24 protein-coding genes and 2 pseudogenes are annotated in these 24,504 nt (G+C 41.0%); 15 read left to right on the top strand and 11 right to left on the bottom strand.

Annotated features, from left to right (window positions below; translation table 11 throughout):
• Positions 1-32 precede the first annotated feature (32 nt).
• The 6 genes from NYE23_RS06850 (at position 33) to cyoE (ending at position 5,536) form a co-directional block, all read left to right on the top strand.
• The gene (locus NYE23_RS06850; RefSeq protein ID WP_341076516.1) at positions 33-1,127 is read left to right on the top strand and encodes a DNA sulfur modification protein DndB; all 1,095 of its coding nucleotides are present in this window, start codon (positions 33-35) and stop codon (positions 1,125-1,127) included.
• Positions 1,124-2,158 (top strand): DNA sulfur modification protein DndB, encoded by a 1,035-nt coding sequence (locus NYE23_RS06855; RefSeq protein WP_341076519.1) that lies wholly within the window; start codon positions 1,124-1,126, stop codon positions 2,156-2,158. Before NYE23_RS06850 ends, NYE23_RS06855 begins: the two co-directional genes overlap by 4 nt.
• 154 nt (positions 2,159-2,312) lie before the next feature.
• A complete protein-coding gene (locus tag NYE23_RS06860) occupies positions 2,313-2,876 on the top strand; it encodes a competence protein ComK (RefSeq protein ID WP_341076521.1) in 564 nt (187 codons plus the stop codon).
• A 177-nt stretch (positions 2,877-3,053) separates the two neighbouring features.
• The gene (locus NYE23_RS06865; RefSeq protein WP_341076524.1) at positions 3,054-3,455 is read left to right on the top strand and encodes a hypothetical protein; all 402 of its coding nucleotides are present in this window, start codon (positions 3,054-3,056) and stop codon (positions 3,453-3,455) included.
• A 192-nt stretch (positions 3,456-3,647) separates the two neighbouring features.
• Positions 3,648-4,388 (top strand): hypothetical protein, encoded by a 741-nt coding sequence (locus NYE23_RS06870; protein ID WP_341076525.1) that lies wholly within the window; start codon positions 3,648-3,650, stop codon positions 4,386-4,388.
• A gap of 230 nt (positions 4,389-4,618) precedes the next feature.
• Positions 4,619-5,536 (top strand): heme o synthase, encoded by a 918-nt coding sequence (gene cyoE, locus NYE23_RS06875; RefSeq protein WP_341076526.1) that lies wholly within the window; start codon positions 4,619-4,621, stop codon positions 5,534-5,536.
• Positions 5,537-5,576: 40 nt separating this feature from the next.
• Here cyoE and NYE23_RS06880 read toward each other — a convergent pair whose 3' ends face one another.
• The 4 genes from NYE23_RS06880 to NYE23_RS06895 all read right to left on the bottom strand — a co-directional run bounded on the left by NYE23_RS06880 (position 5,577) and on the right by NYE23_RS06895 (position 8,813).
• Positions 5,577-6,578 carry a hypothetical protein gene (locus tag NYE23_RS06880; protein ID WP_341076529.1) on the bottom strand — a complete coding sequence of 334 codons (1,002 nt, stop codon included), beginning with the start codon at positions 6,576-6,578 and terminating at the stop codon, positions 5,577-5,579.
• Positions 6,565-6,912 (bottom strand): PadR family transcriptional regulator, encoded by a 348-nt coding sequence (locus NYE23_RS06885; RefSeq protein ID WP_341076530.1) that lies wholly within the window; start codon positions 6,910-6,912, stop codon positions 6,565-6,567. Before NYE23_RS06885 ends, NYE23_RS06880 begins: the two co-directional genes overlap by 14 nt.
• Positions 6,913-7,029: 117 nt before the next feature.
• Positions 7,030-7,653: a LysE family translocator gene (locus NYE23_RS06890; protein ID WP_341076533.1), complete on the bottom strand. Its 624-nt coding sequence runs from the start codon at positions 7,651-7,653 to the stop codon at positions 7,030-7,032.
• A 179-nt stretch (positions 7,654-7,832) separates the two neighbouring features.
• Complete coding sequence (locus tag NYE23_RS06895; protein WP_341080626.1) at positions 7,833-8,813, bottom strand: NAD(P)-dependent alcohol dehydrogenase; 981 nt, start codon at positions 8,811-8,813, stop codon at positions 7,833-7,835.
• 281 nt (positions 8,814-9,094) lie between these two features.
• Here NYE23_RS06895 and NYE23_RS06900 point away from each other — a divergent pair, with 281 nt between their 5' ends.
• The 6 genes from NYE23_RS06900 (at position 9,095) to NYE23_RS06925 (ending at position 13,667) form a co-directional block, all read left to right on the top strand.
• Positions 9,095-9,421: an ArsR/SmtB family transcription factor gene (locus NYE23_RS06900; RefSeq protein ID WP_048008571.1), complete on the top strand. Its 327-nt coding sequence runs from the start codon at positions 9,095-9,097 to the stop codon at positions 9,419-9,421.
• Positions 9,422-9,497: 76 nt separating this feature from the next.
• Positions 9,498-10,013: an SRPBCC domain-containing protein gene (locus NYE23_RS06905; protein ID WP_197205455.1), complete on the top strand. Its 516-nt coding sequence runs from the start codon at positions 9,498-9,500 to the stop codon at positions 10,011-10,013.
• A 294-nt stretch (positions 10,014-10,307) separates the two neighbouring features.
• Positions 10,308-12,071 (top strand): Rieske (2Fe-2S) protein, encoded by a 1,764-nt coding sequence (locus NYE23_RS06910; RefSeq protein WP_341076539.1) that lies wholly within the window; start codon positions 10,308-10,310, stop codon positions 12,069-12,071.
• A gap of 398 nt (positions 12,072-12,469) precedes the next feature.
• Positions 12,470-12,676, top strand: a complete 207-nt coding sequence (locus NYE23_RS06915; protein WP_341076542.1) for a helix-turn-helix transcriptional regulator — start codon at positions 12,470-12,472, stop codon at positions 12,674-12,676.
• A 2-nt stretch (positions 12,677-12,678) separates the two neighbouring features.
• Positions 12,679-13,107, top strand: coding sequence for a hypothetical protein (locus tag NYE23_RS06920; RefSeq protein WP_341076545.1), 429 nt, complete (start codon positions 12,679-12,681; stop codon positions 13,105-13,107).
• Positions 13,108-13,124: 17 nt separating this feature from the next.
• Positions 13,125-13,667 carry a small multi-drug export protein gene (locus tag NYE23_RS06925; protein ID WP_341076547.1) on the top strand — a complete coding sequence of 181 codons (543 nt, stop codon included), beginning with the start codon at positions 13,125-13,127 and terminating at the stop codon, positions 13,665-13,667.
• A gap of 37 nt (positions 13,668-13,704) precedes the next feature.
• Here the strand turns inward: NYE23_RS06925 and NYE23_RS06930 are convergent.
• Positions 13,705-13,854: pseudogene (locus NYE23_RS06930) on the bottom strand (hypothetical protein); the annotation flags it as partial.
• A gap of 1,218 nt (positions 13,855-15,072) precedes the next feature.
• On the bottom strand, positions 15,073-16,185 hold the full coding sequence (locus NYE23_RS06935; RefSeq protein ID WP_445662587.1) for a GerAB/ArcD/ProY family transporter: 1,113 nt from the start codon (positions 16,183-16,185) through the stop codon (positions 15,073-15,075).
• A 193-nt stretch (positions 16,186-16,378) separates the two neighbouring features.
• Between NYE23_RS06935 and NYE23_RS06940 the strand changes: the two genes are divergently transcribed.
• Positions 16,379-16,669: a hypothetical protein gene (locus tag NYE23_RS06940; protein ID WP_341076549.1), complete on the top strand. Its 291-nt coding sequence runs from the start codon at positions 16,379-16,381 to the stop codon at positions 16,667-16,669.
• A 279-nt stretch (positions 16,670-16,948) separates the two neighbouring features.
• Here the strand turns inward: NYE23_RS06940 and NYE23_RS06945 are convergent, their stop codons facing one another.
• From NYE23_RS06945 to NYE23_RS06960, 4 genes and pseudogenes are all read right to left on the bottom strand, one after another.
• Positions 16,949-18,073 (bottom strand): Ger(x)C family spore germination protein, encoded by a 1,125-nt coding sequence (locus tag NYE23_RS06945; protein ID WP_341076550.1) that lies wholly within the window; start codon positions 18,071-18,073, stop codon positions 16,949-16,951.
• Positions 18,070-19,182 carry a GerAB/ArcD/ProY family transporter gene (locus NYE23_RS06950; RefSeq protein ID WP_341076551.1) on the bottom strand — a complete coding sequence of 371 codons (1,113 nt, stop codon included), beginning with the start codon at positions 19,180-19,182 and terminating at the stop codon, positions 18,070-18,072. The genes NYE23_RS06945 and NYE23_RS06950 overlap by 4 nt, the downstream gene beginning before the upstream one ends.
• Positions 19,183-19,200: 18 nt before the next feature.
• A pseudogene (locus tag NYE23_RS06955) lies at positions 19,201-20,127 on the bottom strand (spore germination protein); the annotation flags it as partial.
• Positions 20,128-20,735: 608 nt separating this feature from the next.
• Entirely contained in the window at positions 20,736-20,873 is a 138-nt protein-coding gene (locus NYE23_RS06960) for a hypothetical protein (RefSeq protein WP_445662588.1), read from the bottom strand.
• Positions 20,874-21,161: 288 nt separating this feature from the next.
• On the opposite strand from NYE23_RS06960, the gene NYE23_RS06965 reads away from it, so the two are divergent.
• Positions 21,162-22,355 (top strand): S1C family serine protease, encoded by a 1,194-nt coding sequence (locus NYE23_RS06965; protein ID WP_341076552.1) that lies wholly within the window; start codon positions 21,162-21,164, stop codon positions 22,353-22,355.
• Between the two features lie 168 nt (positions 22,356-22,523).
• Here the strand turns inward: NYE23_RS06965 and NYE23_RS06970 are convergent, their stop codons facing one another.
• Positions 22,524-22,847: a GerAB/ArcD/ProY family transporter gene (locus NYE23_RS06970; protein ID WP_341076556.1), complete on the bottom strand. Its 324-nt coding sequence runs from the start codon at positions 22,845-22,847 to the stop codon at positions 22,524-22,526.
• Between the two features lie 465 nt (positions 22,848-23,312).
• Here NYE23_RS06970 and manA point away from each other — a divergent pair, with 465 nt between their 5' ends.
• Positions 23,313-24,272 carry a mannose-6-phosphate isomerase, class I gene (manA, locus tag NYE23_RS06975; RefSeq protein ID WP_341076558.1) on the top strand — a complete coding sequence of 320 codons (960 nt, stop codon included), beginning with the start codon at positions 23,313-23,315 and terminating at the stop codon, positions 24,270-24,272.
• Positions 24,273-24,504: the final 232 nt, after the last annotated feature.

Below are 24,504 nucleotides of genomic sequence, written 5' to 3' on the forward strand. Positions count from 1 at the left end.
ACGTGCCTATAATTAATCTCGGGGTGAGAAATATGACAGATATTGGCGTATTAACCAGAATTATGGGATCGTCATACAATCAATTTGGTAAAAAAGTACTGGCCACTCAGCTTCGGTATGCAACTTTGGAAGCGATTTTTGAAGTGGATGAGGAAGTTCAGAGAAAGCTGGATCCAAAAAGGCGGGTGGAGATCAGAGAGTTTATCATCCAATCGCTTGAAGGTGGCAGGGACTTTTATTTTTCCCCATTTGTTTTTTCAGCCAGAGGTGCAATTCGCGAAACAGAGGATGGATGGGAACTGACTCCCGGAAGCAAGCTTTACATCATTGATGGACAGCATCGAAGCGCGAGTTTATCATCTGCCATAAGCCACCTTAAATCCAGAAAAGAATCAGCTGAAGAAACAGGCAGGCTGGATGAAGCAATTAAACTGCAGACCTATATTGAGAGATTAAGAGAATATCCCGTTGCCATGCAGGTATTCCTGGATTTAACCACCTCTGAGGAGAAACAGCTTTTTACTGATATCAATACTGAAAGAAGAGATGCACATATCGGGCAGATTATGCTTTTTGATCAGCGTGACCAATATACTGAGCTGACAAGAACTGTTGCAGCGAAGCTTCAGCCTATGTTTGAAATAGAACAAAGCCTTTCCAGAATTTCCATTCACAACTCCGCACTTACATCATTAGCCACCATGAAGAGATGCATCATTGCCTTATTTGAAGGTATTTTGACAGTGAAAAAAGGTCTCCCCTATTACAGATGCAACCCGAAGGAAGCCGAAGAGATTGCAGTCGAGTTTTTTCAGGCATGGCAGCAGATTTTTCCAAAGAAAAGTGCTAACAGACTTAAGTTTGTAAGTGGTTACTCAGGGGTGCAAATAGCTCTTGCCTATTGTGCCAATCAGCTGACCAGGACTCATAACTTATCCTACAAAGAAACTATACACGAACTCAAACACTTGAAATTCGAGTGCAGCTGGAAGCACGATGATCCGATGTTCCAGCACCTGTTTGACAAGCAGACTTCGAAAATTAAAGGCCATTCTGCCACGAGAAAAATCCAGCAGACCTCATTGGAATTCAAAAAGAAAATCGAACAGGGAGGGCTGAATCCGTGATTGTTCATGATATTTTTACTAAGCGGCAGACTTTTATAGCGCTGCCTGTTTCCGAACTCGTCAAGATGCATAAAGAAGAAAGGCTTATTCTAAGGGACACGAATCAGCTTCAAGTCAGACGGATTAAAAAGTATATCTTCTCGAATGCTGCAGCGGGAGAAATATATATGCCGCCGCTGGTTGCATCAGCAGAAGAGGGGATGCTGGGAGGACAAACTCCAGGCAGAATAAAAATCGTAGATGGTTCACACCGGATGAAAGCCCTGCTTCAGCTCGAGGATCAAATTTTCATGAGTATGAAAAGTGAGAAGGACGAAGAAATCCGGAATGCTTATCATCTTCAATATCTGCTGGAGAAGACAGAGATCGCCATTCAGGTCCTTGAAGGCCTCTCCATGGATGAGGAGAACCAGCTTTTTATTGATTTAAACACAAAAGGGAAACAGGTGGCATTGTCCAAGCGAATCGCCTATGATTCGAGAGACCGTTTAAACGGGATGACGAACCGGATTCTTCAATCCAATTCCAAGCTGATAGAAGCAGGTGTGGAGACCGAAAAAAGGGCTATTATTCGGCCTGCTAATAAGAAGTTTCTCTCACTTTCCCAGCTGCGTTTGCTTGTGGCCAATTTTCTGGCAGGCAAGCTTCTAAGCAGATCGGATGAATGGAAGGAGAATGCCGGGGGAGAGGATGAAGCTTATATGGATATCGTAAATTCCTGGTTCGATAAACTCTTCTCCTTTGATTCTCCTGCAAGAATCGGAAACTATCACGAAACCATGCTGGCGAGCTTCCCGGTCATTCAGGCCGTATCGTTATACGCAATGAAAGACTGGGAAAATCAATCCCTGACTGCCAAAGCACAGAGTCTGGCTGAGCGGATGGATGGCATAAAGGAAGTGAACTGGAGCAGCACGAATCCGGAATGGAGAAGCTTTGACGGAATGGCAAGAGGAGAATTCTTTTACCTGGATAAAAGCAAGGGAAATATAGAGGAGATCGCCAATTGGCTGGAGGCGCAAAGGAGGTGAGCATGATGTAACAGCATAAAAAAACCCTCAGGCGGGTCTTGGTCGACGATAGCCTGAGAGTCTCGGTGAGATGGAGTATACCAGCTCATAAGTTAGTATACTCCTTAATTTATAATTTTTAAATAGTGAAGTTTAAGGGAGGGTATTAATTACAATGAATGCATTACTAATACAGGAGTATATAATCATTCCGGAAACGAAATCAATCAGGGCCCATTATAACGAAGAAGGAGAATGCTGCAGTTTGGTTTTGGAAGGGAATTATACGTTTATGGTAAAGAAGAAACCGATTGAGATCATAGATGAGAGCATAAACTATTACGGCTTTGATCTGAATGGTGCATCAAGCGGTTCGAGAACCATACTTGGACCCTGCAGGGCTGCACCCGTTCGAATTCCAGGCGGTATGGACATGTATTGGTTTCCTCATATTTCACCCGGGCACGATGAATGTGTGTGGTTTGCGCTTCATCATGTGGATGCCATCATGCCAGAGGGCTATAATACCTCAAAAGTTTATGTGAGCGGCGGTCATTGTTTTAAACTGAATGCGGCTGAAAAAGAGGTCTCTATGAAATATGACCGGACAGAGAAGCTGGCATCAAGAATATCCAAGCGTAAGGAAAACACCTTCAGCTTTATTATGGAAAGGACCACCGATACTTACTCGGTTAAAAAAGGAAGGCGGAATTATATTATTGAATGGAAGAAAGAGTAGCAGCAGATAGCGTCTGTTGCCGGCTTATGGGTGCCTGTCCCGCATAATGGGATAGGCGCTTTCTGAAACGGGATATTAGTGAGTCAGACGCATATTCTTGACCAAGCTCAGATCCCAAAATTCTTGTCTGATTCGACATAGTTCCTGATATAATGATAAGAGAAGGAGGTGAGAAAGGTGGAAAAAGTACTGAATTTAATCCTGAACAAGCTTGAATCATTAGATCATAAAGTGGATTCCATGGACAAAAGGCTGGACGCACTGGGCCAAAAGGTCAGCTCGATGGATAAAAGGCTGGACGCACTGGACCAAAAGGTCAGCTCGATGGATAAGAGGCTGACTGCAGACTTAAAACGGCATGAGGACCTTATCCAGCAATTGATTCATAGTGTCGCTGGCTCTAATGTTAAAATAAATGAAATGAATGAAAAATTGTCTGTTATTGATGCTAAAGCAGATCAGGCTATTGAACAAATTGCCGATCTTAGAGAATCATCAGCATCTAAGCATGACCTTGCTTATTATGATCAGAAGATTTCAGAGCACTCCCGGCAGATCTATAAGCTGAACAATCAGTAATCCTCCAGAAGAACACTTCGTACTATCTTCATCTTCAAAAATTGTTCCAAATCAGGCACCTGACCTCATGCATTGGACTAAGAGGACAGGTGTTTTCATTTTTCTGATCTACCTATATGAAAATTTAACAGGGCTGCGTCGTACAATTAATGCAGAAAGATGATGACATAACTCAAAGGGAGATAAACATACATGAAAAACCTGACCATATTCACCACTTCAGCCGCAAAGCCAAATATCGTCGTGAATCTTGCTGATGAATCAGACCGAATGGACCCTCCAGCAGGCTGGAGCGTCTCAGCCGAGAATCCTGAAGATATCATCCATGGATTCTCTCAATTAAAGATCAAGAATGAATACAAGCTAAGAGCCTATCAATATTTCAGCGGCGGAAACGGCAATGGTATGGTCTGGGCGATTCCGGCTGCAGCGGAGCTTCCGGATCCGGACCTTTGCGAGCGATTGGATGACTTTTTCCTCAGTCCGCCTAAGCCTCAGTTTGCATTGGAGGATTTTATGGGTGCGATTGATGGAGACAGGTCACCTTTATCTTATCTCCAGGCGGCGATTGCTTTCCATGAGCTTCATGAATTTGGTGCGATATGGCATGGATGTTCATGGGGACAGGATCGGATTTTGCCTTATACGGATGATTACAGAGAAGAGATGCGTTCAGATATAGACGAGCGGGATCCGAGAATAGAAGACTACTTGAATTTTGTTCACCCGTGGGATGAACTGAAGGAAATTCCGGATATCCTAAATCCTCATTTTTTCTATAAAAATGGAAAACCGGTAATCATTTTTTATACGATTAATGATATCGGCTATTACAAATTAAACCGGTACATCCATACCTTTGCAAAGGAATCCTATATCCAGAAGGTAAAACGTGAAGAAATTGGGTCAGGTCCAGGGGGAATTATTTTCTGATTGAAATGAAACAAAGATGTCACGATTATAAGCCCCATTACCATGCAAATAATGTTAGAATCAACAGGGAGGACTAAGCGGCAGGCAAGGTTCTCTTTTCTATTTGCAGAGAGTTTACCAGCATTGGGATTTTTCAGAAATCATTGAGCATCAACTCCTGTTATAATAGGTGTATAATGAGTATTGGCGTATAGAGAAAGAGAGAATAATTAAAAGGGGAAGAATTGATCATGAAAGAGGAAGAAACCCTGAAGACGCAGGGACGGCCTTTATCAAAGATCCTCGCACTGACAGTCAAAACAGGGATTATAAAATCCAACCTGATCCCGATGTTTGCAGGATTAACACTGGCCTTATATACGTATGACTTCGGCCTTCTGGAGAAGCTGCCCGAGATTTTGCTGGCCTTTATAGGTTCAAGCCTTGTAATGGGGGCAGCAGGGGCGTTTAATAATTTATATGACCGTGATATCGACTCGATCATGAAGCGGACTCAAAGCAGACCAACTGTCACAGGGGAAATCAAGCCTAAGCAGGTATTGTGGCTTGCAAGCTTCATGTCTGTGTTTGGAATTCTCGCTCTTGCCTTCACGACTCCGTTAGCGGGGCTGCTTGGATTTTTAGGGCTGTTTTTTTATGTGGTTCCTTACACGATGTGGAGCAAGAGAAGAACCATTTATAACACGGAGATCGGAAGCATTTCAGGTGCGATGCCGCCGCTTATCGGCTGGGCTGCCATCCATCCTGATATCACGCATCCTGCGATCCTTGGGCTGTTCATCATCACCATCATCTGGCAAATGCCGCACTTTTATGCGATTGCGATAAGGAAGCATGATGAATATAAAGCGGCGAATGTGCCGATGCTGCCTGTTGTTAAAGGCGTCAGAAGGACATATATTCAGACGAATGTTTATTTAGTTGTTCTGATCGGGATCAGCTTTCTGCTGGGTTCCTTAAGCACCGGTCTTATGCTCGTAGCATTGCTCCTAGGGATTGCCTGGCTGGCACTTAGTATCTACGGCTATAAACGGATGGATCCGGAAAAATGGGCAAAATCCCTGTTTATCTTTTCACTAGTCCATATGACAGTTCTTTTTTCGACGGTGATTATTTACTCGATTATGGGGATTATTTTTGATTTATAAAAAAACAGACACACTGAACAATCAGTGTGTCTGTTACTGTTTAAGAGGTAATTCTTGATTTGCGGATCCCATCATAAATACTGATTCCTGCATAGATGATGAAAATGATGGTGATGCTGCTGAGCAGCCAGCTCTTCAATTGGGCAGCAGATATTGAAAATAAATCGGTCATGTATGCTATAAATTCCGCCTGGAGCAAATTCGGGTTCAGCAGGATGGAGATGAATACGATGGTGGCAAACAGTTCAAGGACGGTGTTGAAGATCGACATTCTTTTCGTCCATTGCCCAATGATTAGTTTGTAAAGAGCGAGTCCCGCTTCGAGCGCAATGATGATCACTACGATCGGCCAATATCCGAGCAGCACATCCTGGTTCACGGCGGGAATTTTAAACTCCAGTCCTTCACCTCCGCCTCTGTAGATACCCATCAGCCGGTCGGCATAAAAGTAAAGGGTTGCCCAAATGGCAGTCCACATTAGGCTTCCGAAAACCTCAAACTTGGTTATGGCTTTTTTCTTTGGAATATACGTGATGCTTTTCAAATCGTCCGGAGTCCACGGTTTTAAGCTTGGTGACAAAGGATGCTGCTCTTTTCCTTTATCCATCCTCTCAATAATGGCGAATACAATGGTCAGCCAGAAGAATACCTGGACGGCCACTTCCATGAGTCTCCAAATTCCGTAGCCCGTTAGTTCGAGCATGGCATTGATGATCGTTTCGTCCCGGTTAAAATTAAATATAAACTCTGCAGCAATTGAAATCAATGAAATCGCTGCGGCAATTGGCAGGATCATTTTTAGCAATGATACATATACATCGAAATAGCGCGGCCCGATCAGATGCATCGGCTGATCCCGGTATCCTGCCGCCAGGGCTGCGGGACTGCCCAATTTGCTGAGGACATCCTTTACATCTTCCTTGTTGTAATCATCCGGAAGCATATCCCCGATCGTTGACTGCAGCTCGAGTGCGATATCCGCTTGGCTTTTTTCAGGCAGCCTCCGGGTCACTTCCTGTATATATACTTCAATTAAATTCATCTTCCTCATCCCCCTTTAACAGCCCATATAGCTGTTTGGAATTCTTTATCCATTCTTCTCTCAGTTGCAGAAATGTCTCCAGACCCAGTTCGCTTAAAACATAATACTTGCGCGGCCGGCTCTCCGTATGATCCCAGCTGCTCGTAACAAGCTCCTGTTTTTCCAGACGCCGCAGCAATGGATATAATGTGCTCTGGTCAATATTTATGCCGGAGTCCTCCAATAACTGAACCAGTGAATACCCGTATTGCGGTGTCCGAAGCTGGCTCAGCACAGCCAGCGTCAATGTCCCTCTGCGCAGTTCAGTTGTTAACGAATTCAGCAGCGTGCTCATTCAATCACCTCGCTCCATATACTATATGTCATACACTATATGGTTTATACTATGTATCATACAGTATGGATGTGATAAAAACAACAAACAAAAAAACATTGGCTGAATCCCAATGTTTTAATGCTGCTTACCCAGCGCCAGCTTTAATCCGAAACCAATTAGCACAACACCTGTAGCTTTATCCATAACTCTTTGAACCTTTGGGGACATGAGCCATTCCCGCAGGTAATTAATGAAGAATACGTATATGAAAAACCAGGATATGCTCAGCAGTGTGTATATAATTCCCATGATGATCAGCTGCTGCTGCGCGTTTTCGCCTGCCTTCACAAATTGCGGCAGAAAGGTTAAAAAGAACATCGCAACCTTAGGATTGAGTACGTTTGAAAGGAGTCCTTGTTTAAACGCAGACTTTTTTATATCGGTTTTCACCTCAGTTTCTAAATCAGCTTTCTTCTTCTTTTTCAAAGAGATGAATGAAGAGAGCCCAAGGTAAATCAAATAAATCGCACCGGCATATTTTATGATTTCAAAAGCAGCAGCGGACTGCATTAAGATGGCTGAAAGTCCAAAAGCAGCCGCAAAGGTATGGACTAAAGACCCTGCTGTGATGCCCAGCCCCATTTTATAGCCATCTGCCCTTCCGTCTGAAATCGTCCTTTTTGTTATAAGGGCAGTATCAATTCCGGGACTCATGACCACAAACAAAGAAAGAATTAAAAACGTAAAGAAATCATTCATTTTTTTCACTCCTTGCCCATGTGTTAAAATAAAATATCAAATATTAAATATAATTTAACACATTAAAAATTGATTTTGTTCAAAAAATTAAGAATTAAGGGCTGGTCCCAGCATAAGAGGGAGAGGGTAAAGGGCTTCTTCTTCTCCCCGGCACTGAACATACAATGAAATTTAACCCTCTAGTAATCTTCTGTAATCGTAATGACCACTTTTCCTTGAGCATGACCTTCTTCAAAGTATCTGAAAGCTTTGTCCACCTCACTTAATTTAAATGACCGATCAATGACGGGCTTTACTTTTCCGGCTTCAATAAGTTCGCTCATGTAAATCAGGTCTTCCTGATTTTGCCTCTGCAGCATGCTGCTCATTTTCTTAAACCCTGTTAATGAAATCCACGGCCCCATGACCATCGCCTGTATGTATTGTGCTCCTGAACCACCGGAAAGCACATAAGTTCCATTCGATTTTAAAGCCCGCTTATAAGCTGAAATGGGCTGATATCCGTTAACAGCGAGAATCAGGTCATACTTCTCTGTCCTTTTGGCGAAATCCTCTTTTTTATAATCGATGGCATGGTCTGCTCCAAGAGTACGTAAAATTTCTAAATTTCTTGTACTGCATATACCGGTAACCTCAGCACCAAGTGATTTGGCAATTTGTACAGCGAAAGTTCCCACACCGCCTGAAGCCCCATAAATCAAGACCTTCTGTCCTGTTTGAATGTTTCCTTTATTCCTTAAGGCCTGCAGTGCTGTGACTCCCGCCATAGGTACTGCGGCTGCCTCCTTGAAGGAAAGATTGGCTGGTTTTATGGCCAGGGCCTTTTCAGGGACAGATACATATTCAGCAAAACCGCCCCAGCCGCAGCCTGAAAGGTCTCCGTACACATTATCGCCTGGCTGAAACTGCGTGACGTCTTTGCCGACTGCTTCCACCTGACCGGCGATGTCACCTCCTGGTACCGTGTGTTTTGGTTTGAAAAGACCGTAGGCAAAGCGTGCCAGGTATGGTCTTCCTTTTAAAAGGACAAGATTTCCATAATTCACAGATGCTGCGTGAACCTTGACGAGTACCTCATGATTCTTGGGCAGTGGTTTAACTAGATCTGTCAATCTAAGATTCTCTGGCGAACCGTATTTTTGATACACGATTGCTTTCAGAAAAAATCCCTCCTAATTTTCCAGGTAACGAATAGGTTTAAAATTATATCTTTTAATTCTATTCCAGGAAGAAATATTCAAGACTATAATCCTTTTTTGTTGATTAAGAAGGTCTATATGGGTTCGTATAGCCCGATTTTCATATTATTATAATATTCCTTTACAGGAATATTCCTGATAGTGTATATTATTAACAAGGAAAGTTAAAATAAGGAAGCGGGGGTGGAATCTGCAATAGAAATGGAAAAAGTGAACAAAACCACGCTGGGAGATGATTCAACATGAACGGGCAAATTTTCAGTGCACTGGCTGAGCCCAACCGCCTGGATATCATTGACCTGCTGCTGGAGGGAGCGCTTCCGGTAGGGGATATCGCAAAAAAACTTGAGTTGAACCAGCCTCAAACCTCAAAGCATCTTCGGGTTCTTTGTGACGCTGGCCTCGTGGAGGTTCAGCCGATCGCCAACCGACGGATTTATAAAATCAGGCCTGAACCGTTTCAAGAACTGGATAGGTGGCTTGATTCCTATCGCCGATTATGGGAAGGCAGGATGGATAGGCTGGATGATTACCTTAACGTATTGCAGGGCAAAAAACCTTTGAATTGATGAATAAGCTTAGATAAGGTTTGTCTCAAGAATTGCAGACGGTTTTTCAAATACAGCTTCTAATGGAGGAGTAATAATGTCAAATAATGCAATGCTTTCAAGAGTTGAAGATGAACGTGTGCTGGTATTGGAACGCGTATTCGATGCACCGCGCGAGCTTGTCTTTAAAATGTTTAAAGAGCCGGAACACCTGAAACATTGGTGGGGTCCGAGAGGGTGGGAGCTCCCTGTTTGCAGCGTTGACTTCAGACCTGGTGGAGTATGGCATTATTGCATGAAGTGTGTTGACCGGAATCAGGGCCAATTTTATGGCATGGAGTCCTGGGGCAAGGGGATATACAAGGAGATCAGCGAGCCGGAGAGGATCAGCTATACTGACTATTTTTCCGATGCTGAAGGGACTATTAATGAGGATATGCCCTCTACTGAAGTGACTCTGGAATTTGTGGATGTGGACGGTAAAACCAAATTAATTAACCGTGGAGAATATGTATCTGCAGAGGCGCTCCAGTCTGTAATGGAAATGGGTATGCTGCAGGGCATAACAGATACTTGGAATCGTCTCGAAGAACATTTGAACGAAATCAAATAACGAAATTTAGCATACAGTAGGCAACTTTTATTGGAAATATTTTATTTAACATGGCGTTGATCCTAGATGGATTAACGCTTATTTTTGTGTTGATTTTATAACTATCAAGACAGCTATATGAGTGCAAATGAGTAAATTTCTTGTTTATCTATCAGCCTTTTGAATGAGAAAAGTCCACACTTATGAAGGATTCCTGTATTCCATCAATAATATAAAGTAGTAGATAGCCATTTTTGTATGCCCTCTATCCTTATCTTGAGGGCAGCTGAAATTTCATTTATGGGAGTGATACCATTGTCAGAATTGATTTATGCAGGTTCATTAAAGACGCTTGAAGATGAAGGTGCAAAGGTTATTAAAGGTGGGAGTCATGCAATTGCAGTATTTGTTTACGAAAAACAAGTCTATGCGGTGGACAACCGCTGTCCGCATATGGGCTTTCCCCTCCATACAGGAAGCCTGTGTGATGGGATTTTGACGTGTCACTGGCATCATGCCCGCTTTGATATAAAAAGCGGAGGAACCTTGGATCCTTGGGCAGATGATGTCCCTACTTATCCTGTCGAGATCAAGGAAGATGAGGTTTGGGTTCAGCCGGTTCCATTTAATAAGGTGACAATCGAAAAATGGAGGCAGCGATTACGTGACGGCCTTGAGCAAAATATTAGTCTTGTCATTGCCAAATCAGTTGTCGGATTGATGGAAGCGGGTTTTCCAGCGACAGAGATTGCAAAAATCGGCGTAGAATTCGGAACAACACATCGGAGGAGTGGATGGGGATCGGGATTAACGATTTTAACAGCCATGACAAATGTATTGCCCAAATTGGATAAAACTGGGCAGGTTTTAGCGCTGTTCCAAGGCCTTGTTCATGTTGCACGGGAAAGTTCCGGAATGGGAACACGCTTTTTACTTGGATCCCTTCCTGTATCTAATGAAAAGAATACCCAATCATATGAACAATTATCGGAATGGTATCGTCATTGTGTGGAGGTCCGGGATTCACAGGGAGCTGAGCGGGTGCTATTGACCGCGATAGAATTGGGATTCTCGGACGAGCAGCTTGCTGAAATGATGATGACAGCTATCACGGATCATTTTTATATAGATACAGGTCATACTCTTGATTTTCATAATAAAGCATTTGAAATTTTAAATCAGATTGGTATTGAGCACCGGTCCTATGTATTATCATCCTTGCTGCCTGCTATCGGTGATGTATCCCGCAGTGAAGAATCCCATAGCTGGCAATCACCTGTGAACCTGGTCAAACTATTAATGGAGGCGTTCCAGGATTTACCTGATATCCTTGCTAATGTCTCATTACGAGGCGACGCTGATATCGATGAAGCAGTATTGGTTGAACAAATTTTATCTGATGATCCTATAAAAACGGTAAATACGATGCTGGATGCACTTAAAAGCGGAGTCAACCCTTCCCGTTTGGCCCAGCTCGTAGCTTTAGCGGCTGCTGATCGAATTACCCGTTTCCATGTACAAAATGATTTCAGGGACTGGATTACTGTACTTCATACATTTACTCACGCACATGCGGTACATGAATCGTTACGCCGCTCTGCTACACCTGAATTGATCCGAGCTGTTTTCCATGGAGCAATGAGTGTGTATCTCGATCGTTTTCTCAATACACCATCTGCAAGAAGGCCTGAACCGAAGGATTCGGAAACTGAACCTCAGAGTCCTTCAGAATTATTGAAGATGATGAATCAGCAGCAGCAGGTGGCAGAATCAGCAAGATGGGTAGTGAATTACCTGGCACACGGCGGTGATAAAAGTGAACTCTTCAATACGCTTGGTCACGCTTTATTAAGAGAGGATGCAGAGTTTCATTCCTTTCAAATGTATGAAGCAGCAATGATCGAACATGATCATTGGGAAAAAGAGGATTCCGAGCTTGCTAAATATGCACAGGAAACATTGATCCTCGCCGTAACACGTTATCTGGCAGGCCATGCCCCAACTGCCAGAGAAATGCCACATACAGCACAAATTGCCATGCGCCTCCACCGAGGGGAAAAATTATTTGAAGATGATTGATCAATCGGGGACTATTCCAGCTTCAAAGCGAGAAGGGCAAATGTTCAGCTTTAATCAGTTTGCTGCCTATATAAAGAGATAAGCTCCAATAAACAATTGATGAAAACTTGTACCATCAGTTGCAAGGCGGCGAAGTCATCGAATAAAAGCCTTATATTCCACAGGAACTTTAAACATAATCATGAGCACGAGGGCTTCCATTACAAATTTGGAGGTTCTTTTTTTGCTTTTCATGGATAATTTCGTTTGGTTGGAGATCTACTATAACCTCAGGCTTTAAATTATGAGCAACTAAGTTAAATGGTGTATATTCTTAACAAAATGGAAAATATCCTTGACCTAATGTTAAGTATTCTTTACAATGAAGAGGCAGGAAATGGTAATAGGGGATGTTAAGTATGCTGAGAAATAAAGTGAAGGAATTAAGAGCGAGGCATAATTATACTCAATCTGATTTAGGTCAATTGGTTGGAGTTACCCGCCAAACCATTGGCATGATTGAAAAAGGTGACTATGCTCCGTCTGTAGTGTTAGCATTGAAAATTGCTAAAGCATTACGTGTCGATTTAGAGGAAGTGTTTTGGATAGAAGGAGAGGATGAGTGATCATGGAAAGGTTTTTGCGTTCGCCTTTTACAATGAGCGTGTTTCTGATTGGGCTTGCGGTAATTTATTCGGTGAGCATCGTATTGGAGCAGCGGAATTACATGACGACGGCTATTTTTATTGTTTATGCTATTTTTGTCATCATTTATTTCGGAACAATGGTTTATTTTAACCGTAAATACCCAGATCGGAAGATTCGTATTTTTACCTTCATCCCTTATGAGCTGAAAGAAGAAGATGAAGGGCATCAATATATTACGTATCGGGCCTGCCGAAAGGTGTATATTTATTACTATTTTGCGATTCCGGCAGCCATTGTTGCAGTTGCGCTGTTTAGAGAAGCCGAGTTGCTCCCTGTCATCGCTTTGACTGTACTTGGCATTGGGCAGTATTTTATTTTTTGGTCGGAAGTTAAAAAACTTTATGAATAAAAGGGAGGATGAAGGATATGTTTTTGTCGTATATTTTTGTATTTCTTCTGGCAGCAATTCCGTTATTTGAACTTGTTGCTGTGATTCCATTGGCTATCATCGGAGGTCTATCTCCAGTTCTGACAGCGATACTTGCTTTTTTGGGGAATGCTCTGACAGTGGTTCTGTTAATTGTTTTTGTGGATCAAGTGAAGAAATGGATGGGAAAGCGAAAACAAAAAAAACGTATGCAAGATATTATGCATGTGGAAGAAGTTGCGGCAGCACAAGCTGATGCTGAAGGCATGGAAGAGTCGAAAAAAGGGAAACGAGCTCGGGCACTTTTTGATAAGTATGGCTTACCTGGCTTAGCGATCATTGGCCCCTTTTTCGTTGGATCTCATATTTCCGCGTTTATGGGAATGAGCTTTGGTTCGGCAAGAAAAAGGGTAACCGGCTGGATGTTGACCAGTTTATTCCTTTGGACAGTTATTATGGCTGTAGCTTCAAGTTATGGAATCACCTATTTTATGCCGCATGTTGAAGAAGATGGTTTTTTAATCCGCCTATTCAGCAACTAACATTTCAGTAGAGACTTTTAAGATCCTTCATACTAATTCAGTAAGCGGGCGCTTTTCCTGAGTATAGAAAGCGTCCTTTTTTATTAGTAAGTGTCCTCTTTGTTCGGAGAATATATCTGCCACCATAACATTCCTCTGATTCAAACGTTCTTTTATAATATCCTCCTTCTGGATGAGGAGTTAATCCAAACTTCGAAACTCAATAATATTTATTCTTCATTTTAAATGTTCCATGCCCTGTACAAATAAATATCAAAAAAGTTACTTAAGTTTGCTTAACTAAAGTAAGACTCCTATTTTTAAATTTCTTAACTTATTTTTCCTTATAAAAGTCATTATAATTTTTCAACTTTGAAGGCCATTTTTTCTTCTTTAAGTACTTTTCATTAAGTACTAAAATCTTCCCGTTCTCAGCGGGTATGTATTTTTTATACACAGATTTATATTTTTCGAATGCCAAGTGCCCAAAAATATAAATTGGTAAGATAATGAAAATGAGGATTACCAATTGCAGTAACCAATTGAATTCATCTCCAATGACATAAATCGTAAATACAGCATGTGCTGCAAAAGAAACCATTAAGGTGAGAAGCACATTAGATATATGAAAAGGGATCATATTATTTTTTTCCCGGAACATTCGCTCTAGTTCATTTTTGATAAAAAGTGTAGAAAATACAGATATCACAATGACAAAAAGGGAAACAAAATATGTAAGAACAGTGTACATGTTTTCCGCCCACGCTCCTTCAATTACAATAGAAGAAAAAGCTGTTCATCAATTATACTTAATATCGTTATTAGGTCACAAACCACTTTTTTTGGGAACCTCAATTATCAGTTAATGTCTGAGAATAAAGGTTTAAGACGCTAAGAGTCTAAATCTATGCTTTGTTCAGAAAAAAATTTTATATTCATTGTAACACAAAAAATGATATAGATTTTGGTGGAACTAGAAGAAGTAAAGCATGCATTCAGATTCGCTTATTATCCTTTAAAAATTAGAAGTGATGAAATCATGCAATTTATTCCTTATTTTAGTTGCATTTGGCCATTACACAAAAATGAATAAACTGAATAATCAATGGATATCCCATTTAAAGGTGACAATCGAGGTATTGGAGTAAGTGAGTATCCGATTTTTATTGGTGTTTGCTAGTGGAAACAGGCAGTTAAAACAATTAAAGAAGTGAATAATGAGAAATTAAAGAATGTGGCACGTGTCCGGATTTCAGGGGAATGGAGTCTGAATCCTCTTGTTATTCCGAAATAACCAAAGATATTTGCAGAAGTAAGGTACTTAAGCGAATACAAATATATTCAGCAATTTATTATGCTTGCCGGTTAAAGCCAAAAGAAAATACATCCGGCAAGCAGCAGAACCATCCCTATTTAGATAAGCTTTTCATTTCTTTTTAGCCTTCTTTTTTACCCTCTTGGCAATCATGACGGCGACAAAGAGTAAAGGAATATAAATGAACGTAAAGCCAAACCCTATTTTCCCAAAAAAGTCATTAACCATACTAATCCTTTCGTGCGTATTAATAAAGGGAATCATTATTAACAAAGCACTGACAACAAAAAACACTCCAACCTTTTGTCTAATATTAAAGATTCTCTTGATAAGTCTGGAAGAAATCCAGATGGCAATACACACATTTGGAAGCATAATTAAGTTCCAGTTTGCAATTCCTATATATTCGAAACGCTCCACAAAAGGCATTTCTACAATTTTCCACATGGTCAAAGTGGGCCAGACTTGTTTAGCAAGAAGATCTTCCGAATAATAGGCAAACGTAATGACTGCTAAAATAGTATAGATCAAGGTAGTGGTAAAAACAGCAAGGTGTGCCCACTTTTTGGATTTATTTGGTTCCTTTATAAAAGGATAAATGAACAGAATAATCTCAAATCCGATGAAGGTAAGCGACATCTTGTAGGAACCGATGAGAAGTTCCTTAACAGAATGGTCCCAAATTGGGAGGAGATTATAGAAATTTGAAAATTTAATGGCCCAGCCAAATGTGAGAAGGAGATAAGCCGGCAATACCAGGCCGAAAAAGGCTATACCGACTACGGTTCTGAATCCTCCAAAAATGATATAAGTACAAAGTATCATGAAGCCAAAGGAGAACCAGAAAGTGCTCAGATCCGGAAACATCCACACTTGAATGATTTCGATAAATGTTCGTGCTATAGCTAAGACATACAAAAAAAAGTAACCTATGAAAATGGAACTGATTGCTTTGCCGATAAAATTGCCCAGAAGGTACTTATGGACTGTCACAAAATCACCATCAACCGTTTCGGCAATTTTATAGTTCATCCAAAGGATGACATGTATGCATCCCCCCGCAAACAGGATGGAAATCCAGGCATCATAGCCTGCATCCTTTGCGATGTCTCTCTGATAACTAAGAACCCCAATGCCAATTTGCATGGACATAATTAAATAAAACACTAGAAATGGGGATATCTTCAATCTGTCTGGTATTGGCTGCTCCTTTATCTGGTTCACCTCCGTTTCATGATTTTATTACTGGCTGCAGTATACTGCTTTCATATTTTCATCATTTAAAGCGGCTATGAAAGTAACCCACAAGCGCACTTTAGCATACATTCGTCAATAAGCTTATTATTTCCGGATTTGGAAAACTTATGAAGGGAATAATCAGCCCTTTAAGATAAAATAAAACTTAATGTTGCCTCCAATGCGCTTGTTCATTCTATTGGATAGCAGGAAACTTGGAGTTATTTATCAGAGAGCGTTAGAAGAGATTGTTCTTCTGCTGGATTGTGAATATGGGAGTATTGTTAGGGCTAACAGAAATCAGTACAAAATTATCTGTACTATGGAAAATGGCCAATTCGAGCAAACGATTTATTTGATTAATATTGGCGAGGTCCATGCAGGTGAAGATTTGAAACAGGGGAAGCCAATTATTTTAGAAAATGGGCTTAAAAAGCGGTCTGCCGGAAATCCAGGCACCGTTTTTACCTGAAAATTTCTAAAAGGATCCTTTTGTATCAATGAGCATAGGGTTTCAACCTTAATTCCAGATGATCTATTTACTGAAAAGGACCTTGTACAGTATGCAGACCAAGCCTTTACCGTTCCAAGAGACAATGGAAAAAAACGGGCCAGGATCCATAACAGCGAAAATATATAGCCACAGGATGCAGCAATGTTCATTCTTATAAAATCCATGTTAAAGCCTGCCCAATTTTCACGCGGCAGGCTTTCTATCCTTAAAGATAGTTAAGGATCTAAAATATGAAAGTTATTCCACTACACCGGTTCTGACAATTTGAAAATTTACCTTCACGTTTACACGTATGTTTTTATACATTTCATGCCATTTTTCCTTAGTAAGTCCCGACCTATATACTGAACTTCTATAAACCTCTCCGAAACCGAATACATCTGAGTCATGGGCCTTGGCATAGGCAAGCAAATCTTCTGCATTCTTTTTAATTGTATTACTGATCGTTTTTTCCAGAATTTGAATATTTTTCGGGTTTTTTAAATCAATGGATTGGTTAATTTCCAATAGGCGGGAGTCAATGTTAATGGTTAGCTTAAAGGTGAGATTCTCTTTGTCCTGCAGTTCCATTTTACTGTTGCTTCTGATGGTATCCAATACCACAGCAAGCTCTTTTTCTTCATTTAGCTTAATGTTTTGGAAACCATTTTTGCTGATTATGAGTTCGAGGTTTCCTGCCTCATATCGATCATTTATTAATTTTAAGTAAAAGGACTCTGCTGCAGAAATTTTACCCACCATTTTATCATCATTCATAAGTGCCATGCCTGTTATCCTAACCATTCCATTTTCTGCTTTTAAGGTTGGGAGGGAAGGGTCCACTCCAGCTGCGTAAAAATCATGTGTGAATTCCTGAAGTGTTGAAGATGGGATTAATTCCCCTTTAATGTTCTGGTCAAGTTCTTTATATATAAATTGTCCTATATCAGTAAATTGCTGGTTTTCCTGTTTAAGTATTTCATTGGCACTGCCCTCAACAATACCCAAATAGGTGAGGTCACTGATTGAGGGGTCGCGTGAAAGTGTGTCTGCCAGGTTAATAATTCCATCCTCTGCAACTTCTTCTCCGTATAGGGCAACTCGAAGCTGGCCGGATTGCAGCTTTTTCGGGCTCTTTAAATCTGCTGCAATCCGGGCTCCTTTGCTGGTAATCGACTCACCCGTTATAAAACCAGTATTTTTAGGTGCTTCCGGATCAATTTGCAGCAGAACCATGGTCGTTAAAATCTTGCCATCTTCAGAAAGATCGTAGCCTACTGTAGTAATTAAGCCCATTTTTTCTAATGTTTTGCTGTCAGTGCAGGCTGTGAGAACAGCCCAAAGAACGATTATGGATACAAAAGCAGCAACATTACGTCTCACCGTGGTTCACCCCTTTGATTTTTAATTCTTTTTTTGAATAAAGCAATAATGTAAAGGAAAATGGGGTAAACAAAAACCAAATAAAATGCGTATTTAGCATAGTTATCATTAATAAGATTGATTTCGATCCTTGTTAAGAAAATCTGCAGAGATAAATAAAGGAAGAAAGCTAATAACCAAGAGATATTTATCATACTTCTATTCCAGATTCTGCTTAGTCCTCTGGAGGCAGACCATAAGTAAAGCATTAAATTCGGCAAGATAAGGATAATCCATGATGAAACTGCGACGTATTCAAATCTTTCAATAAACGGCAGCCGCACAATCTTGAACAAAGAAAGGGTGCCCCAAATCGTCCTTTCAAGCTGTCCACCGCTGAAATAGGCAAGGGAAATGACCATAATGATGAGATAAAGAAAAGTGGTAAAAAGCAAACCATACTGAAAATATTTATTGATCTTTTCCTTCTCATTTACATATGGATAGAAGGCGTACAGGAGTTCAAATCCCAATACAGTAAATGTCATTTGCCGGGCGCCTTTCAGGATTTCTTTTAAATCTGATTCTAAAATCGGAGATAAATATTCCCAATTGGCAAACTGAAAAGGAAATGCCAGCAGTGAAATCATCCACACTGTAAAGATAATACTGAAGAAGCAAAATCCGACAATCGTCCGAAAGCCGCCTGTAAGGCCGTACATTACTAATAACATAATGGTTAAAGAAATAAACCAGGTGGGAAGGTCAGGAAAAACCCAGGCCTGAACCACTTCAATATAATTTCGGGTAATAACAAAGAAGGCTGCCAAACAATGGAATATATAAATAAAATTAAGCAGACTCCCCAGCCACTTCCCATAAATGTCGAAATGAATCCCAAAGAGATCTGCAGATTGATACATAGACAGGGTTTTAAATATGATCCAGCCAATCAGGTTTGCTGCTGCTCCTGCTATGAGGACAGATATCCACGCGTCATGTTTGGATTCCAGGTAAATAACACGCTGGAAACCTTGCACTCCTACACCCACCTGCATGGCGTGCACTATGAAAAAAACCATGAAAGCATTAATTAAATATTGGGGTTTCGGCTGTACGTTAATTTTCATTTCGATACACCATAACTTTTACTCATGTTCATTCCCCTTGGAAGGGCTATATTTAATATGATCCTTTGGTCTTGTCTGAAACGGCCTTCTAAATGTAAACGAAAGCGGAAGCCGGATGATGCTGTCTCGCCAATCGGTAAGACGCAAAGGGTAAAATGGAGCAAGAAAAGGACTTCCTAAGCTAGATTGTCTTAAAAGATGAATGAGCAGAAAGCAAAATCCGGCCATCAGGCCATAAAACCCCCAAAAACCCGCAAAAATAATGAGAGGAAAGCGCAAGATTCGAATGACGTTACCCATCATATAGCTTGGTGTTGTAAAAGATGCGAGAGCTCCAAGTGCAACAATGATAATGAGAATATTGCTCGTGAAACCCGCCTGTACGGCTGCGGTGCCAATAACAATACCCCCAACAATGCCCATTGTCTGTCCAACCTTAGTTGGCAGTCTCGCGCCAGCCTCTCTCAATAGTTCAATGATGAACTCCAATAGCAAAGCTTCTATAATCGGCGGAAACGGTACACGAGATCTTGATTCACTTAATGGAACAAGAAAAGCCTGCGGGATGATCTCGTAATGGAATGTTAGAGAAGCTACGTATACGGCAGTGAAAAAAATGGAGAGCATCATGGCGATCATCCTTAGAATACGGAGAAAGGTTGAAATATGCCATCTGACATTCTGATCCTCCATGCTTTGGAAGAACTCTATAAATGATTGCGGGCATCCTATCGCCTGAACACTGCCATCAACAAGAACTGCTATTTTCCCATTGAGAAGCCATGCACTTGTCCGGTCTGGCCGTTCAGTCAGCACCATTTGAGGGAAGATAGACAAAGAATTATCTTCAATTAACTGTGCAAGGATTGAGCTGTCCAAAATACTGTCTATTTTTAAAGAAATGACACGCTGTTTGAGTGTGGCAACCATCTGTTCTAAAGAAATAAAGTCGTCAGTCAAAGAAGCTAGAATGTCCTGGTGCAGCATTGACTTTTCAATCATCGTGTCAAAGTATACCACTGTTAACTTTTGGCTGAATTCCTTCACCATCAAATCTGCACTATTATTTAATCGGCTTTTCACTTGATCAATAAAAGTAAATTTGGATTGAGAGATAGGGGAAGCAGATGATGCCTCTTTTTTTGCATCTCTGTTTCTACTGTTCGCGGTATGGCGTTTTAAAAACATAATACCCTCCAATAACCTTGTATTGGTATCTTTAACTCTAAAAGGGGGAATTATACAGAAGTTTTAAGGGATAGAAAAAGATTGAGGAAACTGTCCAATATTGTCTTAGCAGCATGTTTAGGAGGCATGGTTTCGGGAAAACGGGAATCGGCATTATCGCTGTAGGTTAGGATTATCAGAAGCGGAGTATACTTAACATAATCCCCACCTGTATCATTGATGGGGATTACTGGCTCCTTAACCTGGCTTAGTACACAATACGCTTGAAAAGTTAAGATTAAAAAACTAAGGTTTTTTGACTTGGTATATGCCACGTAAGTTAAAGTCTGGGTAACAACGGCCGCTAATACGTATAAGCGCTTGTCTCAACAATCTGCTACTGTTCGAATTACAATGACATTCCCAACCTTAAACATCCCCAGTTTCCCTTCACCTACTGCCTCTGCCCGAATCATCCTGGCAATTAAATCAATATCACCTTTGGTATATGCTACTCTGGTCATTACTCATAACCTCTTTACCTAGAATTGTATTAAAAACAACGGGCAAAAATGATAAGTCAGCTGCATTAATCTGGTACTGGCTTCTTCACTAATGCCTGCAGCTCCATTGAAAAAAATGCCGTCCCGCCGCAATAAGATTGAGGATATATTGAGTCAGCTAATATACACCATGCCTGCATGCATCCAGGTATATCTTGGACAGAATTAAGCTGCAGCTGAAAGTTAATCCTTTTACATTTGGGGTAAGGTTGTAATATATCCCAATCTATGAAAGGCAGGTTTTAATATATGGAGCCTTTTGATCACCAAAAGGAAAATGAAAGAAAAGGATCCAGCAGGAAATGGATAATTGCAGGTTTAATAGGTGCGGTTATGGGTGCATTACTAATTGTTTTGATCATCTTTCCCCTGATTGGGGAAAAAGCTGACAAAAGTCCCCTTGATAAAAATCCACTAAAGCAATCAAATGTAAGTGCGGCGGAAGGAAAGGAAACAAACCCGGTTACAGAAGCAGTTGAAAAAAGCATGAAGGCTGTGGTGAGTGTAATTAACTTTCAAGGCGGTGATATGTGGGAGGGCACTGAACCGCAGCGTGCTGGATCAGGCTCAGGAGTCATTTATAAAATTGAAGATGGGTCGGCATATATAGCAACAAATCACCACGTTATTAAAGATGCCAGCCAAATAGAAATTAATTTAAATAATGATAAGAGACTTCCTGCCAAATTGCTTGGATCTGACCCGCTGCTGGATCTTGCAGTATTACAAGTAGATAGTGAAAAGATTGACCATGTAATTAATATTGGAAAATCAGGAGATTTAGTGCCCGGGCAAACGGCAATCGCCATAGGAAACCCGCTTGGCTTTCTGCAGGGGACTGTCACAACCGGTGTCATAAGTGCCCCGGATCGCACGATTCCAGTTGATGTGAATCAAGATGGCATGGTGGATTGGCATTCGGAAGTCATTCAAACAGATGCATCGATCAACCCTGGAAACAGCGGGGGAGCATTGATTAATATTAATGGAGAGCTGATTGGCATTAACTCATCTAAAATAGCTATGGACGGTGTAGAAGGTATTGGTTTCGCCATTCCGATTGACACAGCACTTCCAGTCCTTCAGGATCTGGAGAAATTCGGAGAAGTCAAACGGCCTTACATGGGAATTATTCCGATTAACTTAGCAGATATCCCATCTCAGTACTATCAGAATGAATTGCAGCTTCCTGTAGAAGTGACCGAGGGAGTCATTGTCAGGAAAACAGAACCTGCAGCGCCTGCAGGTCAGGCAGGCATTAAACAAAATGACGTTATCATAAAGCTGGATAATCAAGAAATTTCAAATGTAGTCGATTTGCGAAAGTACTTGTACACAGAGAAGGATATTGGTGATACGGTGAAAATAATATATTACAGAAATGGAGAAAAAGAATCTGCTGAAATGACATTAACGGAAGAGGAATCAATTGTACAAGAATAAAATCGAAAGTCATTTTTTAAATATTCTTGCTGCTAAATTGATCAGATAGACTATCAGAGCATATAAATAAAAAGTGTCCGGACCATGAAAAAATGTTCCAGACACTTTTTTTTCTTCAAAAGGAACCGTGTAATATCCACACTTGAATGAATTCGATAAATGTTCGTGCTATAGGTAAGACATATAAAAAAAGTAACCTATGAAAATGGTGCTGATTGCTTTGCCGATTGAATTGCCTAGAAGGTACTTATGGACTGTCACAGAATCTTCATCAACCGTTTCGGCAATTTTATAAATCATCCAAAGGATGACATGTATGCATCCTCCGGCAAACAGGATGGAAATCCAGGCATCATAGCCTGCATCCTTTGCGATGTCTCTCTGATAGACAAGAACCCCAATGCCAATTTGCATGGACATAATTAAATAAAATACTAAAAATGGGGATATCTTCAATCTGTCTGGTATTGGCTGCTCCTGTATCTGGTACAACTCCGTTTCATGATTTGGTAACTGGCTGTGGTAAAACTGCGTTCACTCTCCCGCGTTATTTATCAATATCCTTTTTATCTTGTGCTCATTTCTGAGGCGGATAGGATTTTTAGTTCGCAAAAAGTGTGGCCTCTTGGATTGCATTGAAAAGAAGTTAAGAAGACGACAAGGCTTCCAGCAGCAATTCCAAAATTCAATTTACTGTTTTTTAACATACTTTGCATAAAAGTTAACATAATCATAGCCATCGAGGCACCCATTAATAGAGCTATCACGAATAGTTAATGGATTAAAACTTACGAAATCTACTTTTACAGGTGACATCAAAGGAATAAGCCTATAAACTATTAAATAGCATTTAATAATAAACTTCGAAGCAAGGGGACGGCTCTCTTGCTTCCTTCGTTTTGCTTGCTTAGGTGAATCAGAAGAACCGTCCCCATGTTTCCGCAAATGGAGGTACACATGTATAAAAATGAGCCGATTTTTTTACAGCCTGTGTTTCAAGAGAGGATTTGGGGCGGGCAGAAATTAAGAAGAGAGTTTAATTATGAGATTACGAATGATAAGACAGGGGAGGCGTGGGTGATTTCTGCGCATCCGCATGGCCCAAGCATTATCACCAATGGTCCGCTAGCAGGGAAGACATTGGCTGATGCTTGGAATGAGCATAAGGAACTTTTTAATAAAAATGCTGCTGATCAAGGTGAGTATCCGTTGCTTGTAAAGATTTTGGATGCAGCGGATGATTTATCTGTTCAAGTTCATCCGGATGATCAATTTGCCCGCGAAGTCGAAGGCGTGCCTTATGGCAAAACGGAATGCTGGTACGTATTAAGTGCCGAAGAAGGGGCCGAGCTTGTGTTAGGACATCATGCCAAGACAGAGGGAGAATTAGCGGCCATGATCGATCAAGGAGAATGGAACAAACTTTTACGCCGAGTGAAGGTGAAAGCTGGCGATTTTGTTTATGTGCCAAGCGGTACCATTCATGCCATTGGAAAAGGCATTGTCATCCTGGAAACACAGCAAAGCTCCGATATTACCTATCGTGTTTATGATTATGACCGTACAGATGATGCCGGCAACAAGCGTGAATTGCATCTTGAACGTTCCAAACAAGTGACAACTGTTCCGCATCAGGATGCCGCAGTTGAGCAGACAAAAACTGTTAATGGCGGTTTGGCTGCAAAGAAATTGGTGGAGGAGCAGTATTTTACTGTGTATCATTGGGAATTGAATGGTCAGGCTGATTGTGAAATGACTGCTGATTACTTACAGGTGAGTGTTGTAGACGGCAAGGCTGCTATTACTATGGAGGGAAATTCCTGCGATTTAGAAAAAGGTGTCCATTTTATTCTGCCTCATGGCGTTCGCCAATTTAAATTGGAAGGGAAAGCTGAGGTTATTGTTTCGCATGAATAAGGCAGCATAACTCCGTTTTGCCGAGCCTTGATTTGGTGGATAGGGGCTGTTTACAATGATTGTCACAGAACCGGCTTAAAATGTTTTTTTATTTGTGATGCTTGCTGTATGACTTGAATTTCGCCACCGGGTCTTTCTGACTAGTGGAAATTCTTTTGTGAGTCCTTTTTGCTGAATATTCAAAAATATATTGACGGACACATGTATGCGTTTTAGTATAAGAGATAAATAA

This window comes from Cytobacillus sp. FSL H8-0458, from assembly GCF_038002165.1.
Classification (GTDB): domain Bacteria; phylum Bacillota; class Bacilli; order Bacillales; family Cytobacillaceae; genus Cytobacillus.

What these genes read in the sequence shown, in the direction of transcription:
- NYE23_RS06850 (WP_341076516.1), top strand. Translation starts at nt 33, where the DNA reads ATGACAGATATTGGCGTATTAACCAGAATTATGGGATCGTCATACAAT.
- NYE23_RS06860 (WP_341076521.1), top strand. Translation starts at nt 2,313, where the DNA reads ATGAATGCATTACTAATACAGGAGTATATAATCATTCCGGAAACGAAA.
- NYE23_RS06870 (WP_341076525.1), top strand. Translation starts at nt 3,648, where the DNA reads ATGAAAAACCTGACCATATTCACCACTTCAGCCGCAAAGCCAAATATC.
- cyoE (WP_341076526.1), top strand. Translation starts at nt 4,619, where the DNA reads ATGAAAGAGGAAGAAACCCTGAAGACGCAGGGACGGCCTTTATCAAAG.
- NYE23_RS06880 (WP_341076529.1), bottom strand. Translation starts at nt 6,578, where the DNA reads ATGAATTTAATTGAAGTATATATACAGGAAGTGACCCGGAGGCTGCCT.
- NYE23_RS06885 (WP_341076530.1), bottom strand. Translation starts at nt 6,912, where the DNA reads ATGAGCACGCTGCTGAATTCGTTAACAACTGAACTGCGCAGAGGGACA.
- NYE23_RS06890 (WP_341076533.1), bottom strand. Translation starts at nt 7,653, where the DNA reads ATGAATGATTTCTTTACGTTTTTAATTCTTTCTTTGTTTGTGGTCATG.
- NYE23_RS06900 (WP_048008571.1), top strand. Translation starts at nt 9,095, where the DNA reads ATGAACGGGCAAATTTTCAGTGCACTGGCTGAGCCCAACCGCCTGGAT.
- NYE23_RS06905 (WP_197205455.1), top strand. Translation starts at nt 9,498, where the DNA reads ATGTCAAATAATGCAATGCTTTCAAGAGTTGAAGATGAACGTGTGCTG.
- NYE23_RS06915 (WP_341076542.1), top strand. Translation starts at nt 12,470, where the DNA reads ATGCTGAGAAATAAAGTGAAGGAATTAAGAGCGAGGCATAATTATACT.
- NYE23_RS06920 (WP_341076545.1), top strand. Translation starts at nt 12,679, where the DNA reads ATGGAAAGGTTTTTGCGTTCGCCTTTTACAATGAGCGTGTTTCTGATT.
- NYE23_RS06925 (WP_341076547.1), top strand. Translation starts at nt 13,125, where the DNA reads ATGTTTTTGTCGTATATTTTTGTATTTCTTCTGGCAGCAATTCCGTTA.
- NYE23_RS06940 (WP_341076549.1), top strand. Translation starts at nt 16,379, where the DNA reads ATGCGCTTGTTCATTCTATTGGATAGCAGGAAACTTGGAGTTATTTAT.
- NYE23_RS06950 (WP_341076551.1), bottom strand. Translation starts at nt 19,182, where the DNA reads ATGAAAATTAACGTACAGCCGAAACCCCAATATTTAATTAATGCTTTC.
- NYE23_RS06960 (WP_445662588.1), bottom strand. Translation starts at nt 20,873, where the DNA reads ATGACCAGAGTAGCATATACCAAAGGTGATATTGATTTAATTGCCAGG.
- NYE23_RS06965 (WP_341076552.1), top strand. Translation starts at nt 21,162, where the DNA reads ATGGAGCCTTTTGATCACCAAAAGGAAAATGAAAGAAAAGGATCCAGC.
- manA (WP_341076558.1), top strand. Translation starts at nt 23,313, where the DNA reads ATGTATAAAAATGAGCCGATTTTTTTACAGCCTGTGTTTCAAGAGAGG.